General features: G+C 65.7%; 22 protein-coding genes and 1 pseudogene. 16 read left to right on the top strand and 7 right to left on the bottom strand.

Annotated elements, in window-relative coordinates:
• Positions 1–213 precede the first annotated feature (213 nt).
• From PSRA_RS04310 to PSRA_RS04290, 5 genes are all read left to right on the top strand, one after another.
• The gene (locus tag PSRA_RS04310; protein ID WP_245834889.1) at positions 214–1,929 is read left to right on the top strand and encodes an ABC transporter permease; all 1,716 of its coding nucleotides are present in this window, start codon (positions 214–216) and stop codon (positions 1,927–1,929) included.
• Between the two features lies 1 nt (position 1,930).
• Complete coding sequence (locus tag PSRA_RS04305) at positions 1,931–2,803, top strand: ABC transporter ATP-binding protein (RefSeq protein ID WP_245834888.1); 873 nt, start codon at positions 1,931–1,933, stop codon at positions 2,801–2,803.
• Between the two features lie 166 nt (positions 2,804–2,969).
• Positions 2,970–3,587, top strand: coding sequence for a hypothetical protein (locus PSRA_RS04300; protein WP_094660672.1), 618 nt, complete (start codon positions 2,970–2,972; stop codon positions 3,585–3,587).
• Positions 3,588–3,719: 132 nt separating this feature from the next.
• On the top strand, positions 3,720–4,328 hold the full coding sequence (locus PSRA_RS04295; protein ID WP_094660671.1) for a hypothetical protein: 609 nt from the start codon (positions 3,720–3,722) through the stop codon (positions 4,326–4,328).
• 228 nt (positions 4,329–4,556) lie between these two features.
• On the top strand, positions 4,557–4,874 hold the full coding sequence (locus PSRA_RS04290; protein ID WP_094660670.1) for a hypothetical protein: 318 nt from the start codon (positions 4,557–4,559) through the stop codon (positions 4,872–4,874).
• A 461-nt stretch (positions 4,875–5,335) separates the two neighbouring features.
• Here PSRA_RS04290 and PSRA_RS04285 read toward each other — a convergent pair.
• From PSRA_RS04285 to PSRA_RS09660, 4 genes and pseudogenes are all read right to left on the bottom strand, one after another.
• Positions 5,336–5,608, bottom strand: a pseudogene (locus tag PSRA_RS04285) (tyrosine-type recombinase/integrase); the annotation flags it as partial.
• 39 nt (positions 5,609–5,647) lie between these two features.
• Positions 5,648–5,857: a hypothetical protein gene (locus PSRA_RS04280; RefSeq protein ID WP_094660668.1), complete on the bottom strand. Its 210-nt coding sequence runs from the start codon at positions 5,855–5,857 to the stop codon at positions 5,648–5,650.
• Positions 5,854–6,045 carry a hypothetical protein gene (locus PSRA_RS04275; RefSeq protein WP_143516325.1) on the bottom strand — a complete coding sequence of 64 codons (192 nt, stop codon included), beginning with the start codon at positions 6,043–6,045 and terminating at the stop codon, positions 5,854–5,856. Before PSRA_RS04275 ends, PSRA_RS04280 begins: the two co-directional genes overlap by 4 nt.
• 66 nt (positions 6,046–6,111) lie before the next feature.
• Positions 6,112–6,237, bottom strand: a complete 126-nt coding sequence (locus PSRA_RS09660) for a hypothetical protein (protein ID WP_275542331.1) — start codon at positions 6,235–6,237, stop codon at positions 6,112–6,114.
• A 132-nt stretch (positions 6,238–6,369) separates the two neighbouring features.
• On the opposite strand from PSRA_RS09660, the gene PSRA_RS04270 reads away from it, so the two are divergent.
• Entirely contained in the window at positions 6,370–7,263 is an 894-nt protein-coding gene (locus tag PSRA_RS04270; RefSeq protein WP_094660666.1) for an LAPAL motif-containing putative phage structural protein, read from the top strand.
• A 17-nt stretch (positions 7,264–7,280) separates the two neighbouring features.
• Here the strand turns inward: PSRA_RS04270 and PSRA_RS04265 are convergent, their stop codons facing one another.
• From PSRA_RS04265 to PSRA_RS04255, 3 genes are all read right to left on the bottom strand, one after another.
• Entirely contained in the window at positions 7,281–7,655 is a 375-nt protein-coding gene (locus PSRA_RS04265) for an ImmA/IrrE family metallo-endopeptidase (RefSeq protein WP_245834887.1), read from the bottom strand.
• 28 nt (positions 7,656–7,683) lie between these two features.
• Positions 7,684–8,628, bottom strand: a complete 945-nt coding sequence (locus PSRA_RS04260) for an Abi family protein (protein ID WP_158216316.1) — start codon at positions 8,626–8,628, stop codon at positions 7,684–7,686.
• Between the two features lie 147 nt (positions 8,629–8,775).
• Positions 8,776–9,150 (bottom strand): hypothetical protein, encoded by a 375-nt coding sequence (locus PSRA_RS04255; protein ID WP_143516324.1) that lies wholly within the window; start codon positions 9,148–9,150, stop codon positions 8,776–8,778.
• 115 nt (positions 9,151–9,265) lie between these two features.
• Here PSRA_RS04255 and PSRA_RS04250 point away from each other — a divergent pair, with 115 nt between their 5' ends.
• The 10 genes from PSRA_RS04250 to PSRA_RS04205 are packed head-to-tail and all read left to right on the top strand — an operon-like array spanning position 9,266 to position 14,445.
• A complete protein-coding gene (locus PSRA_RS04250) occupies positions 9,266–9,541 on the top strand; it encodes a helix-turn-helix domain-containing protein (protein ID WP_094660662.1) in 276 nt (91 codons plus the stop codon).
• Between the two features lie 8 nt (positions 9,542–9,549).
• The gene (locus PSRA_RS04245) at positions 9,550–10,395 is read left to right on the top strand and encodes a phage antirepressor KilAC domain-containing protein (RefSeq protein ID WP_245834886.1); all 846 of its coding nucleotides are present in this window, start codon (positions 9,550–9,552) and stop codon (positions 10,393–10,395) included.
• Positions 10,392–10,610 (top strand): hypothetical protein, encoded by a 219-nt coding sequence (locus tag PSRA_RS04240; RefSeq protein ID WP_094660661.1) that lies wholly within the window; start codon positions 10,392–10,394, stop codon positions 10,608–10,610. Before PSRA_RS04245 ends, PSRA_RS04240 begins: the two co-directional genes overlap by 4 nt.
• Positions 10,607–11,095, top strand: coding sequence for a helix-turn-helix transcriptional regulator (locus PSRA_RS04235; RefSeq protein WP_094660660.1), 489 nt, complete (start codon positions 10,607–10,609; stop codon positions 11,093–11,095). Before PSRA_RS04240 ends, PSRA_RS04235 begins: the two co-directional genes overlap by 4 nt.
• Positions 11,092–11,310, top strand: coding sequence for a hypothetical protein (locus PSRA_RS04230; protein WP_094660659.1), 219 nt, complete (start codon positions 11,092–11,094; stop codon positions 11,308–11,310). Before PSRA_RS04235 ends, PSRA_RS04230 begins: the two co-directional genes overlap by 4 nt.
• Positions 11,307–11,909, top strand: a complete 603-nt coding sequence (locus tag PSRA_RS04225; RefSeq protein WP_094660658.1) for a hypothetical protein — start codon at positions 11,307–11,309, stop codon at positions 11,907–11,909. The genes PSRA_RS04230 and PSRA_RS04225 overlap by 4 nt, the downstream gene beginning before the upstream one ends.
• A complete protein-coding gene (locus PSRA_RS04220) occupies positions 11,906–12,295 on the top strand; it encodes a hypothetical protein (protein WP_094660657.1) in 390 nt (129 codons plus the stop codon). Before PSRA_RS04225 ends, PSRA_RS04220 begins: the two co-directional genes overlap by 4 nt.
• Positions 12,292–13,047 carry a hypothetical protein gene (locus tag PSRA_RS04215; RefSeq protein WP_094660656.1) on the top strand — a complete coding sequence of 252 codons (756 nt, stop codon included), beginning with the start codon at positions 12,292–12,294 and terminating at the stop codon, positions 13,045–13,047. Before PSRA_RS04220 ends, PSRA_RS04215 begins: the two co-directional genes overlap by 4 nt.
• 11 nt (positions 13,048–13,058) lie before the next feature.
• Positions 13,059–13,454, top strand: coding sequence for a hypothetical protein (locus PSRA_RS04210; RefSeq protein ID WP_094660655.1), 396 nt, complete (start codon positions 13,059–13,061; stop codon positions 13,452–13,454).
• Positions 13,447–14,445, top strand: coding sequence for a hypothetical protein (locus tag PSRA_RS04205; RefSeq protein WP_094660654.1), 999 nt, complete (start codon positions 13,447–13,449; stop codon positions 14,443–14,445). The genes PSRA_RS04210 and PSRA_RS04205 overlap by 8 nt, the downstream gene beginning before the upstream one ends.
• Positions 14,446–14,448 lie beyond the last annotated feature (3 nt).

Below are 14,448 nucleotides of genomic sequence, written 5' to 3'. Positions count from 1 at the left end.
CTCCTCGTGTCGCAGCCGCGGCGCCCCGTGTCGCCATCGTGGAGGGAATTCCCAGCCAACCTTGCGCCTCCTTGCAATCCGCACGGATGATTCGCCACGCTTGCCGTCGCACAATGCCCCTACATGGGCCTTCACCAGGGCCGGGCCCATCGATAGGAAAGAGAGGCCGGCACGGCTGCCGGCGCCTGCACGGGCCTGGAGCAAGGACACATCATGATATTCGACAACGCCTGGCGATCGACGCGACGCAGGAAGGGCTACTCCATCCTCCTCATCGTCGTGTTCACCATCATCACGGCCGCCGTCGTCGTCAGCCTCGCCATCATGCAGGCGGCGAACAGCGCGAAGACGACGGGTCTGGCGAACCAGACCGTCACCGCCACCATCAGCATGAACCGCAGTCAGGTCATCAAGGACGCGGGCGGCACGGGCACGGATACGACGGATTCCTCGTCCGCGCGGGATGCGGCGCGCGAAGCCATGAGCGACATGCAGCTGTCGCTGTCGGACTACGAGACATACGCCTCCGCGGCGGGAAGCCTGCTCAAAAGCACGTATTACTCCGAAACGGCGGGCCTGACGGCCGTCGACGGGCAGGCGGAGCCCGTGTCATCGAGCTCCAGTAGCTCCGGCTCCGGCAGCTCAGGCGACTCCGCTGCGGCCGGGCAGCCCGGTGGGCAGGGCGGCGACATGGGCGACATGGGCGGCGGGGCGGGCGGCATGGCCAGCTCCTCCGACTTCACGCTCGTCGGCCTGTCCAGCGACGAGGCGCTCTCCAGCCTCGGCATCACCGTCTCCGACGGCCAGGCCGTCGTGACCGGAACCTCCGGCACCGTCACCGATTCCGATGACTCCGACGGCGACACCTCCACCCATGACGCGATGGTGACCGACGAATTCGCCGAACTCAACGGCCTGTCCGTCGGCGATACCTTCGTCGCCGCCGATTCCAGCGGCAACCAGATCACCTTCACCATCGTCGGAACATACACGAGCACCGGCGGCGACTCCGGATCCGCCGGCCCCGGCGGGGCGGGCGGCATGGGCGGCTCCTCCTCCGACCGCATCATCGTGAGCATGGCCACGCTGACCTCGCTCGGACTCGACGCCGACACATCCTCCGACACCACCATCTCCTACACCTACGTGCTCGGGTCGGGCGCCGATTACGACGCCTTCGTGCAGGCCTGCTCAGACGCGGGCCTGAGCGACTCCTACCAGGTGCAGTCGAGCGACGTGGAGAACTACGAGAACTCCATCGAACCGCTTCTCAACCTGTCGAAATTCGCCAAGACGCTGCTCGTCGTCGTGCTTGCGCTCGGCGCCGTCATGCTCATCGCCATGACGCTGTTCTCCATCAGGACGCGCACCTACGAGATGGGCGTCATGACCGCCATGGGCATGCATAAGCGCACCGTGGCCGCGCAGATGGTGGTCGAGACCGTCATCGTGGCCGTCATCGGCCTCGTGCTCGGCACCTGCATCGGCGCCGTGGCCAGCGTCCCCGTCTCGAACAAGCTGCTCGAAAGCGAGGTGAGCTCCGCGCAGGCCGAATCCACCCAGCAGGTGCGGAACTTCGGCAGGGAGCTCAAGGGCGGGGCCGCGCCGGGTGGCGCATCCTCCGCCAGTGCCAGTGCCAGTGCCAGCGGTGAGGCGGGAGCGTCGTCCGATTCCGCTGCGTCGTCCGATGCCACGGCATCTTCCGACGCCTCCGCCCCCGACTCGGGCGCCGCCCCGCAACAACCCGGCGGCAACGGCCCCATGGGGCGCATGACCAGCTACGTGAGCACCGTCAACGCCAGCGTCAACTTGGCGACCGTCGGCCTCGCGGCGCTCGCGATCCTCGTGCTCGCGCTGCTGGCCGGCCTCGTCGGCGTCATCTGGGTGCTCAGGTACGAGCCGCTTCAGATTCTCGCGGACAGGAGCTGACATGACGCGCACGGAGCCGACACACAACGATTCGCGGACCGGGGCCGCGGCGCCCGCCGCCACGCAGGACGACGCACGCACAGGAGCGCACACCACCACCGATGAGGAGACCGACATGACAACCACAGAATCCACCGAAACCACACCCGACACACGCCCCGTCCTCGAACTGCGCGACGTCTCGTACCGCTACCGCCCGGGCCTGCCGCTTGTGCTCGACCACGTGAACCATGCGTTTGCGCCGAACCGCATGCACGCGGTCATCGGCCCCAGCGGCACCGGCAAAACCACCATGCTCTCGCTGCTGTCGGGCCTCGCCGTCCCCGCGTCGGGAACGGTCCTGTACAAGGGACGCGACCTGTCGAAGATGGACCGCTACGCCTACCGCGCCAGCGAGATCGGCGTCATCTTCCAATCGTTCAACCTCATGCCGAGCATGACCGTCAGCGAGAACATCGCCATGAGCATGAAGCTCGCCGGCGCCTGGCACGGCAGGAAGGAGGCGCGCGAGACGGTGCTGCGCGTGCTCGACGAGGTGGACCTTCCCGACGATTACATCGATCGGCGCATCGGGCAGCTGTCGGGCGGCGAACAGCAGCGCGTCGCCATAGCCAGGGTGCTCTCGTACAGTCCGTCGGTCATCATCGCGGACGAGCCGACCGGAAACCTGGACCCGGAATCCACCGCCATCATCGTGGATATCTTCCGGGCGCTCGCGGAGGACGACGGCAGGACGGTGATCATCGTCACCCATTCGGCCGAGGTTGCCTCCGCATGCGACGACGTGTTCGACCTGTCGCTGTTCAAGAAGCGCACGAGGCCGCGCAAGGCGCGTCGTGCCAGGCGGCCCGCCGCGGCCACGGGGCGCGCGTGATGCGGGTGCTGGTGACGGGGCGTGCGTGACGGGGCGTTGGGTGGCTGGTTTCGGCTGGCCGCCTTTGCGCCCTTCGCGCAAAATCCGCATTCCGCCACGCAATCCGCCCGGATTCGGTACAATGGGGGCGAATTCTTGCCAAGGCGCGGAAGGAGCCAGAAGCCACATGCGTACGAGCGACAACGGCGGGGTCGATTACGCCATCAGGCGCACGAAGGACGGCCTGTTCTTCGTGGACTACGGTCTCGACCCGCGTGACCACGACTGGACGTGGTCCGACGATGGCTCCGTCGCCACCACTTTCCCCACCTTCGCCGACGCCCTGAACGCCGCCGTGTCGTATGGTTTCGCGCATCGCGAAGAGAACGGTGCCGATGCGGTGGGCGCCGCGGACGGAGCCGGTGCCGGTGCCGCCGCGGATCTCCCGGTTCCCGACGACGGATACGAAATCGCCGCCGTCGAGTGGTCCGACGATGACCCGCTCGTGGATTTCTCCGATCTCGGCTCCGCCTCCACCATCTACGTGGTCCGCCGCGCGTCGGACGGCAAATACGCCATGGGTTGGGGCGAGTCGCAGGGCGCCCCCTGCGAATGGACCGACAGCCGCGACCTCGCCGTCGAATCCGGCTCCCCGGACCTCGAGGAGATGATGGCCGTCGCGCGGAAATTCGGTTTCGCCGACGGCGACGGCATGAAGGACGGCTACCAGATGGTCGGCGTCGCATGGGGAGGCCCCCTCGACGCCGCACCGGCGGTGCGATCGTCGAAACCATCGTCGCGCTGACGGCGCGACCGCATTGCCGGCGCTCGCCAGGCGCGCGTCGAACGCAGCGCCTCCGGACCCTGGCACCAATAACCCCTGCACCAATACCTATTGCAGCAACACCCAGAGCACCAACAGCAGAAAGAAGGAAATATGGCGGCACAGGCCATGACCCAGTCGGAGATCAACGCCTTCGTCAAGAAGGTAGAGGAGACCGCGGCCCAGGAGGGGCGCAAGGACAAGAAATGGGTGTACCCCTCCATGGCCGCCGCGGCGTGGGGCGTGGGCGAGGATGTGGTCGACGACCTCATTCTCAAGGGGACGCTGCCGACCAAGGTGGTCGAGAACGACAACGAGCCGAAGGTGACCTACGTGGACGCCAGCTGCGCGCCGGTCAAGAACGAGGACGCGCTGCGCTGGGGCCGCGCCGAGCCGGAGCATATTACGTACAAGGTGGCGCAGCCCGTGCACGCGGCCGCCGCGGCGGTGATGAAGACCAAGGGATGGGACGAGCTCGTCAAGCGCTATAAGGCGGGGGAGCGGTGGACCGACCGCACGGCCGAGCTGCTCGACGGCATGGGCAAGGCGATGGAGGCGGTGCTGCCGAACACGGGTAACACAGCCGGCATCAACGGCATCCTGCTGCACGCCGTGCATACGAATGACGCGGGCGAGGCGATCCGCATCATCACCGCGCTGGGGTCCAAGAAGACTCGTGCAGCGAAGGACAAGGACGAGGAGAAGGACAACAAGGACGAGTGATCGCCCGAGGGTGTTCGAGAAATTATCTGCCGGTTTGTGGGGTCCCCAAGGCCGAGGTGGCGACGCAGTTTCAACGGTTTCGCGGCCTCTCTACTCGCCGGACCTTCGAAAACGACCCCACAAACCGGGGAATACGCCTCTTCGAGCGTATCGAACGCCTGCCGGCCGTCGGTTCTGCCTGCGGGAGCGGCGTGTCGGCGGGGCAGGAAGGTCGGAAGGCGGCGCAGCATGGAAGTGAAGACATACCGGGAGGCCATGAATCTGCTTCTTCCTGATTTGGACCGCTATGGGCTTGTTCAAGCGAAGGAGTCCGTCGAAAGTGTGTATAGGAACGACTGCACTTCGTTGGCACTGAATATCCTTGTCCAAGACCTTGCTGATGTCAGTGCTGCTGTTCCGAGTTCTCCGGATGCCGTCAGGCTTGTTCTCGACCGGCTTCTTGCCGAGGGCGAGGACGAGATGGACTGGGGTGCGCAGCTTGCCTGCCGTGAGCTTTTGCGCCGCGCTGGTGTACCGGAGGACGAGATCCCCGGTTCCGACGAGTAGCCGCGCCCTGTTTTTGAGTTTCTTGGAGCCGCCTTCGGGCGGCTTTCTGTTATGCCGCCTTGCCGCGTGCGGGAGTTTTTCGTTCCTGGTTGTGTTTTCTGGCTCGGATCTGGATGTGCAAATTCGCATTCCGGGGTGTTCGATGTGCCCGGGCGGGGTGTATTTCGGGGTTTGTGGGGTCGTTTTCGGGGGGTGTGCCGAGTAGAGAGGCCGCGAAATCGTTGAAACTGCGTCGCGGCTTTCGTCTCCGGGACCCCACAAACCGGCAGATAATTTCTCGAACACTTCCGGAACGCTTTCCGGCGCACATCATCGGCATCTCGCACATACCCCCGAAACCCCAGTAATCGCAATGCAAAAGGCCTCGCGACCCTTGCGGGTGCGAGGCCTTGGAAAGAGTGGAGCCGCGGGGAATTGAACCCCCGGCCACCAACACGAGGAACAGTTGCAAACACTTGGATTCACACGCCCGGCTCCACGGGTTTGCCCACATTCTGCCCACAATCCGCCGAAGCGACGAGAGCCTGCACGCCGCCCATCAGCCGGTCGAGGTCATCGTCGAACAGGTCGGCGTACACGTCCAGCGTCATGCTCGCGCTCGCGTGCCCGAGCTGCCGTTGGACGGCCTTCACGTTCGCGCCGGAGCTGACCATGATGCTCGCCGCCGTGTGCCGCAGGTCGTGCACCGTGAGGCCCGGGTCGATGCCCGCGCCCGCGCGTTTCTTCGCCCGGTAGGGAGCCCTCGTGGCCGTGATGGCCGCGTGAGTTGAAATTTATGCCCTGGGGTTCTTGCGTGGCCTTCCGCCGCCGACGCCCCGGCCGGGGCGCGAGGCGTTCCACGCGTCGATGGTCTCGGGCCTCCACCCGCGCGTGCGGCCGATGTACGCGTCCGGCTCGGGCAGACGGTAGTTGCCGAGCGCGCCGGTCCGGACGCCTATGCGTTCGGCGAACTCCGTGTAGCTGAGGAATCTTTCGGCGGTCATCGCTCGCCGCCTTCCTCATCGTCTTCGCTGCCGGAGCCGTAGCGCCCCCAGCCGGCGAAGAATCCGTCGATTCCCGTCGCAATGGCGAACAGGATGGCCGCGATGTCATTCCCGGCGAGGATGCAGCAGATGGTGCCGGCCGCGCCGACGGCGCATGCGACCCCGAGACATGTGTTCTTCTTGCTCATGATGCCTCCCATGGACTACGTTGGTAGGGAGGGTTCCCGGTAGTTGGTCGACCGGGAACCCTGTCTTTACTTCTTGTGGCGCTTCGAGTGCTTCGGCTTGGAGTGTTCCTCGCCGCGGAGCACAGCCCAGACACCGACGAGAATCTGAAGGATTCCGACGACAATCGAAGCCCAGTCGAAGAAGTCGTCCATGGGTTTCACCTCCTTTCCTTTTCCTTACATAAACTATAATAGCACAGCAACTATAGATATGTCAACACGCGGGGCACGCGACACGCCGAAGACAGTGCGAAGATTGACACAAGCCACGGAAAGGAGACCACGATGACGGCGAACAGACGCACCGCCGCGCAGATGACCCTCGCATACGACGGGCCCGCGCTCGCAGACCACAGCATGGACGCCGCGACGCTCGGCAACGCCCTCGTCCAGCTCGCGGCCGCCACGGCCGCCGCCAGGGAAGCCATCGACCCAGGCTCCGAAACAAGCCTCACCGTCGACGCCACGCGCCCAGGATCCTTCGACATCATCCTCACCCTCACCCACACATGGCACACGGTCGTGGACGCGCTCATAGGCGACGACACGACCGCCATCTCCAACGCCACCGGCATCGCGGGCGCCATCATCGGCGCCATCGGCCTCATACGCCACAGGGCGCGCCACGGCACACCGGAACGCACCACACCCGCACCCGACGGCGGGATGACCGTCGCATGGGCCGACGGCACCACAATCACAGCCACCGGCGACGCGCTCCGCCTCATGACCGACCCCGCGTTCGTCAAAGGCGTCAAAGGCATCGCCGCGCCCGTGGACGGCGCGGGCGTCACGGACATGACCATCGCAGGCGACAGCGAAACGGAACGAATCGACGCCGCGGACGCCGAAGCCATCGCCACATACGACCCGGAATCCACGCAGGAGACCACCGGAGACGTCACCAAGATCATCCAGGTGCTCGACCTGTCCTTCCGCCGCAACGGCAAGTGGCGCGTCACCGACGGCACCATGCCGCCCTGCTTCGTGGCCATGGAGGATGCCGCGTTCTCCGCGCGCATGGACGACGGCGAGGAATTCTCCAAGGGCGACGTGCTCAAGGCCGTCATGCGCGTCAGACGCGGCATCGGACGCGACGGCGTCATGTACGAGAGATGGGACGCCATCACGAAGGTCATCGAACACCGGCACGCAGGAAGGCAGACGCCGCTCTTCTGACCTCACACCGCCTCGTCCTATCCGCGGTCGTGCAGGATGCGCCGGTAGTCGTCCAGCACCTGGAGGGTGACGTCGAGCTCGCATGCCATGCCCCACGCCTGCCCGTCCCATATGCGTTCTGCTGTCGCGTAGTCGGCGACGCTTATCAACGTGAGCGCGGTCCTGCGCCTGGCGTGCGCCTCGCCCCTGCCGCCGCACGCCGTGTCACCCTGTTCTGCGTGGCATAGCTCGTGGCACAGCGTGCACCGGCGCTGCACGTCGTTGAGACCCGAGTGGAGTATCACGCGGTTGCGTTTCCAGTCCCACACGCCGCAGTACCCGCACGGCAAAGGCTGCTCCACCACGCGCACCCCGAGCCGCGCCGCCCACGCGGCCAGATCATCGAACCCCAACAGGTACCCCTTCCGGCGTGGCGTTCGATCAGTTGTCCCTGATCGAATCCATGTACTTCTGGTGACGGTCGATGCTCACGACGCCCATGGCGGAGAAGATCTGGCCGGCGTGCCCGGGCAGGTCCCTCTCCAATCCGAGCATGAGGGATTCGACGCGTTGGAGGAACTCCCGGTGCCTTTGCTTCGTCAGGAGCAGCTCGAGGTCTGTCGCGAGCTGCGCGAAGGAGTTGTTGTCCCCGAAGGGGCGGGCGCAATAGAGGCGTTCGTCGTGCGCGCAGATGTTCCTGAAGTTCTTGACCCTGCTGTACACCGAGTCGAGCTTGCCCGACGTTATCCTCCTCTTTTTCCTGTGGGACGAGGCGTAGAGCGACTCGAACTGGCGGGCGACGGCGCCCCTCGCCTCGCTGCCCATGACCCTATAGAAATTCGTGACCTGCCCGATCGTCATGTCGTTGGTGAGGACCCACAGCGGCACCTCCCCGCCATGGTCAGCGAGGCAGTGGTGCAGGTACCCCTTCCCTCCGTGTTCCGGGTCCTTCCCCCCGTTGTCGATTATCTTCCTCATCTGCCCGATCATGGGGCCGACGATGTCCTTCCGCGCCTTCGGCGGCTGGTGGAGGTTGCGTGGGTTGAGGTATGCATTCGGCTCGTTCTGGTGCATCTCGGAGAAGCAGTAGGCGCATGTGGTGCGCAGCGCCGCCTCCGCGAGCGTGAGCGCCCCGAACGTGGCCAGGCGGAGCCGCCTGTCGAAATCGAAGAGATGGAGGATGTCCTCGAACCGTGTACCAGGGATGTATCTGTCGTCGCCGGCGGCGATGGTCGCGCCTGCGTCCAGGAACGGGTCCTTGTACCCGTTGATGACGGAGTAATATCCTTCCCGCAGCAGCGTCGCATCGGTGCCGCGCCCGCATTCCACGCCGCGCGATTCGAGCAGCGTGACCTGGTCTTCTATCGTCTTGAACGGCTTGTACACCGTGTCCTCCATGAGATGCGCAAAGGCCGCTTATTCGGAAGAATCCGATAAGCGGCCTTTACGAACTGGACATCGCCCAGCTTTCTCACGCTTGGTATGCTATCGGATTTATTTGCTTTTTGCAATGGGTTCGGCGTGTCCGCGCCTTTAGTCTCGTGGCGTCCCGGCTTCCATGTCGCGGTTGGGGTCGGTGTTCGCGGCGAGCGTCATGATTTCGTCGGCGGTCAACGGCGCATCCATGTCGTCATCGATGGATGCGTCTTCCTCCGCCGCGGCCTTGATGATGATCTGCCTAATTGTGTCCTCTGGACGTATGCCGCACACCCAGCAGATGGCTATGAACTCAGAAAGACGCACCGGGGCGCGGAGGCCGTTGTGTATGTCTTTGATGCGGGCGAAGCTGACGTTCACCTCGCACTCGTCGGCTATCCTCCGGTATGACTTGCCCGACCTGTCTATTGCGTTGGCAAGGATTTGCTGCGCGGCATGGTCTATCCGCGTCCACTCATATTTCGTAGCCATGCCATAAGTGTACATGTGTATTCGGCGTGTCGCAATTGACTATTTTTGTGTACAGGTGTATACATTGAATCACGCAGGTTGTATACACCTGCACACAACAAGGAGGTACGAATCGATGAGGAAGGACGAGGCGCTGAAAGTTTCAAGCTCCGTAGTGAGATCGCTGCGAGTCAGCCTCTTTCTGCGCGACATGACAGGTACGGCGATCGCTCGGCTGACAGGTTACGCGCGCCCCACCGTCTCACAAATGCTGAGGAACGACGATATGCGACTCAGCCAATTCATCGCGATAGCCGACGCCGGGGGAATCGACCCAGCCGAAGCCATCGTGCAAGCAATGAAAAAGCCCGCAGCGGCAACTGCGGGCGTGAGCCAAACAAGAAAGGATTAGCGATTCGAATGGCCCAGACAAATGATACCAAGCCCTGCACGGACATGCAGGAGTTCGACAGCCCGGAGTTCGGCACGGTCCGCGCGATGCGCGGAGATGACGGGGAACCGTGGTTCGTAGCGAGCGACATCGCCAAGGCACTCGGGTACCGCGACGCTGCTCAACTCACACGCCTTCTTGATGATGACGAGAAGGGTACGCAGATTCTGCGTACCCCTGGCGGAGCACAGCAGATGACGACTCTCAATGAGTCTGGATTCTATCGCGCAATCATGCAGCGCAGGTCATCGTGGGTCAAGGACGACAAGAGGCGGGAGTTCGTCATTTCGTTCCAGCGTTGGGTGACGCACGAGGTGCTGCCGAGCATCCGCCGGCACGGCGGGTACATGCTCGGCCAGGAGCAGATGACCCCCGAGCAGATGGCGCTCGCCAGCATGCGGTGGCTCGAAAGCAAGGTCAGGGAGCAGGAGGCGCGCCTCGTGGAGCAGGCCGCGCAGCTCGAAGCGCAGAAGCCGAAGGTCCTGTTCGCCGACGCGGTGTCCGCAAGCGACGGCACGTGCCTGGTCGGCGAGCTCGCGAAGATGCTCACGCAGGCCGGGTACCGGACCGGGCAGAACCGCCTGTTCGCCCGCCTGCGCGACGAGGGATACCTCGGCAAAAGCGGAAGCAACAGGAACGTCCCGCTCCAGAAGTACGTGGACTCCGGCCTGTTCCGCATCAAGGAGACAGCCATCACCTGCCCCGACGGGCATGTCACGCTCAACCGCACGCCCAAGGTCACCGGCAAGGGCCAACGCTACTTCCTCGACAAGTACGCCCCGGCGGACGGAGCCCGGAAGGTGGTGGAGCGATGAGCCTCGCGAACGAGTCATGGGGCTTCGAAATCCGCCCACCCCAGCTGCCCGGGTACGCCGCCACCCTCGTCATCAACGGCAGCTTCCGCCACTACGACGGAACGCCCACCGGACAGATGGGCATCGTCATCGACCTGACCAAGACCGACCTCACGACCATCCGCGCCACCGCCGGCAAAGCCATCAAAGCACTCAAGGAAGGAGGCTCGCGATGACACGCGCAAGCAAGGACGCGAAGCCGCGCCTCGAAGACCTCATCAGCGAAACCGAGGCCGCCCAGTACCTCGGCGTCACCAGGCAGACGCTCCGCCACTGGCGCACCAACGGGCGCGGCGCCAACCACGAGGACGGGCCACGCTACTGGAAGTTCCTCGACAGGATCGGCTACACGATCAGCGACCTCGAGGAGTGGATAGCAGCCAACATGCAGGAGCGCCGGCACACCATGCCCGGCGACTGCCGTCGGCAGCGGGGGAGCGTCGCCTTCCGCCTCCTCCAAGGCCTGATGGCCGTCCTGCTCGTGTTCGCGGCCAGCACGCTCCTGTGGTGGGGGTACGACCACCTCGAGGGCTGGCCGTGGGTCGGCTGCCTCACGGTGAGCGTCACGCTCATGCTGGCCGCCATTGGCATCGGCACCGACTCGCTCGAAACACCCGAGCCCAGGCACGAGGCAAAGCGAGGGAAGGAGCCGGGACAGTGACGACGATCAGGGCCAAGGGAGTCATCTGGATGGACGCGGGCGGCGACCTGTGGATCCACAACGCGGACGGCCACTGGACGTGGCTCACACGCGACACCAGGGGACGCTGGCAAGTCCAATCCCAGACGTTCTTCACCGAGCAAGCCGCGGACGCCATCAGGCGCCCCGCGCACACCGTCAGCATCAGGCCGACGGAGGAAGGAGTCTACAAGTGAGCAAGACTGTGACGATCAGGGGCGACGAGTGGAGCGAGGACGAGCTGCGCGACCTCGCATCCCGCCCCCGCCTGGACGTGCCTGTCAAGGACGAGTACGGGCGGCGCGCACGCCTCGCCGTGCACGTCTGGCAGGCGCACCACGGAGAAGGCGACGAGCAGTCGGACGATGCGGCGGCGGAGAAGACTCCGGCGGTTCCCGAGCAGGCGCCGACGCCAGATCCGGAGCCGAAGCCGGCCGAGCCGGAGGCGCCGTACATCTACGCGCACCCGTGCCCAAGGTGCGGCGAACCCGTCAACGGCGGACACAGGAACCGGTTCTGCGACTCATGCCGCGTCAAGTCGCGCAAGGAGCAAATCGCGAAATCCCGCGCCAAGGAGCGGGCGAAGAAAACGGCGCAGGCCAATGAGCCCGCCCGGGACGGAGACAGCGGCCATGTCAACGACGCGCTCGCGCTCGCCGTCGGCACCCTCGCCCGCCGACTCAGGAGAGCCGTCTACGCGGGCGACGCCACGACATACCGGGCGACGGTCGACGCGCTCGCAAACATCGACAAGGTCATCACCGCCACCGGCGGATGGAAGGAGGACAAGCAATGAGCAGGCAGAAGCAGAAAGGCACGCGCCTCGAAACCGCCGTCGTCGACTACATGGCATGGGCCCTGGGCGACCACGGCATCCACCGCGAGACACTCCACGGCAGCATGGACGTCGGTGACATCGGCGGCGTGTACCTCCAGGGCGAGCCCGTCACCATCGAGGTGAAGAACACCACGCGCCTCGACCTCGCCCAGCACTACCGGGAGGCCGAAGTCGAGGCCGGGAACAAGGACAGCGTCATGCCGATCCTCGTGCAGAAGCGCTTCGGCACCGGCATCTCGACTCTCGACGGAGTGGGCCGCCAGTGGGCCATCATGACCCTCGAAACCCTCTGCCGCCTCCTCAACCACGGCCTGCCCATCGGCGACGAGGAGGACGCGGAATGACCGGGTGGCGCAGGCACTGCGCGTACTGCGGCAAATACCTCGACGGAGACACGTACGGCGACAGCGTGTGCGGCTCCCCGGCATGCTCCCGCCGCTACTCCGAGGACAAGCGGCTCGCGGTCGAGAACCGGCACGTGCGCACGTGGCAGCCGGAGGACAGCCGCCCACTCGACATCGACAAGGTGCTCAGCCAGCAGGCCGACCTCATCCGCCGGATGCGCGAAGGCCACGCGGCCACCCGCCGGGACGATGACCTCGCCGGCGGCGAGGAGCCACCTGCCGCCGATCCGCGTGACGGCGAGTGCGTCGAATGCGGCGCGCCACTCCACGGACTGGAGCGCCGCTACTGCAGCCGGGTGTGCGAGGGCGAGTACCTGCGTCGCGTCTGCCGCGCGTGGCACGCCCAACACCCCGACCCTGGGCCCGGCAAGTGCCTCGTGTGCGGCCGGCGCCTCCCCACGACCCGGCACCACTCGTACTGCGGCGCGGAGTGCCGTGCGGAAGCTCACCGCATATCGATGCTGGAGCGCCGCGCCATGGATCCCGGGGCGTCGCACGACCGGGAGACGCACCGGGGGAGCGGCCGCAAGCACGTAAGGGTCACCGATACCCGCGTGTGCGCCGAGTGCGGCAAGCCGCTCCCGCCCGGACGGCGCAGGCACTGCTCCGAGGCCTGCCGCCACCAGGCGCACAGGGAGCGCATGCGCGCCTACTACAAGACCCACAAAACCACAAAGAAAACCACCAAGTAGGAGGAACTCAAATGACAGACGCACCAACCACCGGCACGGCCGAGGAAGCCGCGAAGACGGACGAGGCCGGCGCCCTCGCACGCCGCCTCCTGTTCCTCCAGGAGCAGGAGAAGGCCATCGACGAGGAGAAGCAGAGCATCGGCCGCCGCCTCGCCGCGATCCAGACAACCAAGGCCCACGACTACGGTGGCGTGACCGTGGAAGTCCACGCGGGACGCCGCACCCTCGACGCCAAGAGATTCGAGCAGGCGTATCCGCTGAGCGCGGCGACGGCCGCCTACTACGTGCCGAAGCCCCAGCCGCTCAGCAAGCTCCAGCAGCTCATACCCGGCGGCGTGCCCGACGAGTGCACGAAGACCGGCCAGCCGTGGGTCACCGCCAGCGTGACGGAGGCCGGCCATGAGTGACACGAGTAACGCGATCCTCGCAATCGTCAACGCCGCCGCCAACGGCGACGCGGATGCCCCGCAGAAGCCCGGGAAGGCACCGCAGACGGCCGAACAGCGCGAATGCGACTGGAAGCCCAAGCCGCTCGGAAGCAGCGTCCTACAGGCCGTCCTAGACCCCATCGACACCGCCATCGCCAGCCACCCCCGCAGTCTGCAGAAGGCCATCGGGCCCAGCGAGCTCGGCACCGACAGCCCGCACGAGCTCGCCATGAAGCTCCTCCAGCGCGAACCCCTCCAGCTGGCGGACATGCCATGGCTGCCCACGCAGGGCACGGCGGTGCACGCGTGGCTCGAACACCACCTGGGAGGTCACAGGCCCGACGGGGACAACGAATGGCAGGGCGAATGGGAGGCCGAGAAGCGCGTCCGCGTCGGCACGCTCCACAGCCGCACCCTCCTCGACCCCACGTCGCACGAGTGGCACGTCGGCGGGAGCATCGACCTATGGATGCCCGACCAGAGGGCGACCGTGGACTGGAAGAACGTCGGGGCGTACACGCTCAAGCACGCGCAGGCCGACGGCCCCAGCCAGCAGTACCTCGTCCAGCAAGCCCTCTACGGGTGGGCCTTGGAGCAGGAGGGCACGCCACCGGAACGGCAGGCGCTCGTCTACATCCCACGCGACGCGCGCGTCCTGAGCGACTGGTGGAGCTACGAGTGGTCGTACGACCCCAAGCCCGCCATGTGGGCGTGGAACCGCGCCCAGCTCACCCTCGACATCCTCCAGGCCATCGTCGACAGGGACGGCACGGAGATGGCGCTCGCCTGGGCGTCGCTCCTGCCCGGCAGCGCGAGCGGCCACGAGTGGAACACGTGGGAGGACGAGACCCCCGCCCTCACGCCGTTCACGCCGCCCACGCGCAAGGCACCCACGATCGACGTGCCCGACCGGTGGACGCGCCTCATCCCAGCCATCGAACCCACATACCAGACCAACAACAACAACTAACCA

The organism is Pseudoscardovia radai, assembly GCF_002259605.1.
Lineage (GTDB): Bacteria > Actinomycetota > Actinomycetes > Actinomycetales > Bifidobacteriaceae > Pseudoscardovia > Pseudoscardovia radai.
The sequence above is the reverse complement of the archived record's forward strand: the minus strand, read 5'-3'. Positions and strand labels throughout refer to the sequence as shown.

Coding starts and splice junctions, on each gene's coding strand:
- PSRA_RS04310 (WP_245834889.1), top strand. CDS start 214: ATGATATTCGACAACGCCTGGCGATCGACGCGACGCAGGAAGGGCTAC.
- PSRA_RS04305 (WP_245834888.1), top strand. CDS start 1,931: ATGACGCGCACGGAGCCGACACACAACGATTCGCGGACCGGGGCCGCG.
- PSRA_RS04300 (WP_094660672.1), top strand. CDS start 2,970: ATGCGTACGAGCGACAACGGCGGGGTCGATTACGCCATCAGGCGCACG.
- PSRA_RS04295 (WP_094660671.1), top strand. CDS start 3,720: ATGGCGGCACAGGCCATGACCCAGTCGGAGATCAACGCCTTCGTCAAG.
- PSRA_RS04290 (WP_094660670.1), top strand. CDS start 4,557: ATGGAAGTGAAGACATACCGGGAGGCCATGAATCTGCTTCTTCCTGAT.
- PSRA_RS04280 (WP_094660668.1), bottom strand. CDS start 5,857: ATGACCGCCGAAAGATTCCTCAGCTACACGGAGTTCGCCGAACGCATA.
- PSRA_RS04275 (WP_143516325.1), bottom strand. CDS start 6,045: ATGAGCAAGAAGAACACATGTCTCGGGGTCGCATGCGCCGTCGGCGCG.
- PSRA_RS09660 (WP_275542331.1), bottom strand. CDS start 6,237: ATGGACGACTTCTTCGACTGGGCTTCGATTGTCGTCGGAATCCTTCAG.
- PSRA_RS04270 (WP_094660666.1), top strand. CDS start 6,370: ATGACGGCGAACAGACGCACCGCCGCGCAGATGACCCTCGCATACGAC.
- PSRA_RS04255 (WP_143516324.1), bottom strand. CDS start 9,150: ATGGCTACGAAATATGAGTGGACGCGGATAGACCATGCCGCGCAGCAA.
- PSRA_RS04250 (WP_094660662.1), top strand. CDS start 9,266: ATGAGGAAGGACGAGGCGCTGAAAGTTTCAAGCTCCGTAGTGAGATCG.
- PSRA_RS04245 (WP_245834886.1), top strand. CDS start 9,550: ATGGCCCAGACAAATGATACCAAGCCCTGCACGGACATGCAGGAGTTC.
- PSRA_RS04240 (WP_094660661.1), top strand. CDS start 10,392: ATGAGCCTCGCGAACGAGTCATGGGGCTTCGAAATCCGCCCACCCCAG.
- PSRA_RS04235 (WP_094660660.1), top strand. CDS start 10,607: ATGACACGCGCAAGCAAGGACGCGAAGCCGCGCCTCGAAGACCTCATC.
- PSRA_RS04220 (WP_094660657.1), top strand. CDS start 11,906: ATGAGCAGGCAGAAGCAGAAAGGCACGCGCCTCGAAACCGCCGTCGTC.
- PSRA_RS04215 (WP_094660656.1), top strand. CDS start 12,292: ATGACCGGGTGGCGCAGGCACTGCGCGTACTGCGGCAAATACCTCGAC.
- PSRA_RS04210 (WP_094660655.1), top strand. CDS start 13,059: ATGACAGACGCACCAACCACCGGCACGGCCGAGGAAGCCGCGAAGACG.
- PSRA_RS04205 (WP_094660654.1), top strand. CDS start 13,447: ATGAGTGACACGAGTAACGCGATCCTCGCAATCGTCAACGCCGCCGCC.